This is a genomic window from Burkholderia sp. KCJ3K979 (assembly GCF_016759955.1).
Classification (GTDB): Bacteria; Pseudomonadota; Gammaproteobacteria; order Burkholderiales; family Burkholderiaceae; genus Burkholderia; species Burkholderia orbicola.
Genome location: NZ_JACFYV010000402.1, coordinates 1 through 1982 on the forward strand (window position 1 = coordinate 1; position 1982 = coordinate 1982).

The 1982-nt window shown below is 67.4% G+C and carries 1 protein-coding gene and 1 pseudogene; both read right to left on the reverse strand.

Features of this window, described 5'->3' with window-relative positions; translation table 11 throughout:
* Nucleotides 1-59: 59 nt before the first annotated feature.
* Nucleotides 60-626 (reverse strand): annotated as a pseudogene (locus H3O04_RS35155) (fimbrial biogenesis chaperone); the annotation flags it as partial.
* A gap of 16 nt (nt 627-642) precedes the next feature.
* Nucleotides 643-1982, reverse strand: a 1340-nt coding sequence (locus H3O04_RS35160) for a fimbria/pilus outer membrane usher protein (RefSeq protein WP_202589498.1), incomplete at its 5' end; no start/stop codon positions are given.

Genomic DNA, 1982 nt, shown 5'->3' on the forward strand with positions numbered 1-1982 from the left:
ACGCTGCAGATCGCGCTGCACACGCAGATGAAGCTGTTCTACCGGCCGAAGGCGGTGCAGCCCGCGCTCACGTCGACCACCGTCACGTGGTAAGGCGTCGGATTGTCGAACACCAGCTTGTGCGCGGCCGCATCCACCCGCAGCGTCATCGGCAGCGTCCAGTCCTCGTCGCGCGCGGGCTGCACCGCCTTCGGCCGGTAGAACAGCTTCATCTGCGTGTGCAGCGCGATCTGCAGCGTGTTCGGCGTATCCGTCTTCGGCGGCACTTCGCGGATGTTCAGGTAGAACACCGTTTCGCGATCGGCCGGCAGTTGCGTACCGGGCAGCTTCGCGATCCGCAGCACGTTGCGCTCGTTCGCCTCGACCCGCTGCAGCGGCGGCACGACCATCAGCGGCGACGTGATCTTGTTGCCGTTCGCATCTTCGAGCCACGACTGCACGAGATACGGATACGTCGTGCTCTTGTTGGTGATCGTCACGATCGCGGCCTGTTCGCCTTCGTTGAAGATCACGCGCGTGCGATCGGGCACGATCGCCGCATGGGCGGCGCCGGCAAGCAGCGCACCGACGGTCGCGAACGCGCACAGCGCGCGCCGCGGGAAGGAAAGGGAAAAGGAATGCTTCATCGCTGGGTCCGTGAAATCATCGTTCGCCCCGCGCGGCCGCTGCATGCGACTCGCCGGGCGGCTGGCACGTCACCGGGATCGGCGTGCCTTCGAGTTGAAGCTGGTTCGGCAGTGCGTCGACCGTGCAGAGCGTCCGTTCGCCCGCCCGCACCGCCAGCGTGGATTTCGGCTGAACCTGGGTCAGGAACGCCGCACCGCCCTCGCCGACGATGCCGAGTTCCTTGCCGTTCGCCGCGTCCTGCACCGACGCGCCGAACGGCAGCGGCTTGCCGGCCGCATCGGTCAGCGTCAGGTACAGGTTGCTGCCGCGCGCGGCGGAGAACTTCACGAAGCCGATCGCGCCGTCGGTCAGCACCATGCGCTGGATCGGGTTCGTCACCTGCACTTCGAGCGGCAGCTTCTCGACGTTGACGGTCGCGTCGTACACGTTGTACGGCGAGATGCCGTCGAGCACCGCGTAGCCGCGCGAATCGGTGTGCGTGAGCGTGCCGGACAGCGGCACGTCGGGCACGCCGTCGGTCGACACCAGCAGCCGCGTATCGCCCGCATTGCCGTTCGCGTGCGCGGACACGCCGTACTGCGTCGCGACGAACGAGCCGTCGACTTCGAGCGACGCGGCCGCATACGCATTGGCGAGCGTCGACGCCTGTGCGTTGAGCTGGTACGCCGACGTGCGCTGGCGGAAGCTCGCGTTCGCCGACGCGCGGCCGTCGGTCGCGCCCGCGTTGACCTGATAGGTGCGGCCGGCCGAATCGTCGTAGATGTAGCCGGCGTTCGCGCTGGTGCTGCCGTTGCCCGTCGTCAGGTTCGACGTGACGGTGTGGCGGCCGCCGATCGGCAGCGTCGCGGTGACCGAGAACTGGTTACCGCTCGCGCCCGCGCTCTGCGTGCGGAATGCCGACACGCTGACGTTCAGGTTGCGCAGCGTGCCGATCGAGAACGCACGCGTGAGCGTCAGGCCGACCCGCTGCTCGGACGAACGCGCCCAGTAGGTCGTCTGGTCGTACGAGAAATAGGTCGACGTGTCGCCGAAGCGCTTCGACATCGTCGCCGAATAGCGCTGCTTGCTGTTGGCGAGGCCGTATGACGTCGGGTCGCCGGAGAACTGCGCGAAGTTCGTATATTCGCGCTCGGAGAAGCGGTAGCCGAAGAAGCGCACGTCGGCATCGAGCCCGTCGAAGTGCTTCGAATAGTTGATGCGGTACGAGTTGCCGTTGCGCGTCGCGCCGCTCCACCACAGCTTCGCCCGCGCGTGCGTGACATCGGCCGACACTGCGCCGAACGCGCCGAAATCGCGACCGACGCCGAGCGCGACCGACGTGTAGCCCGACGCGGCGATGAAGCCGCCATAGGCGG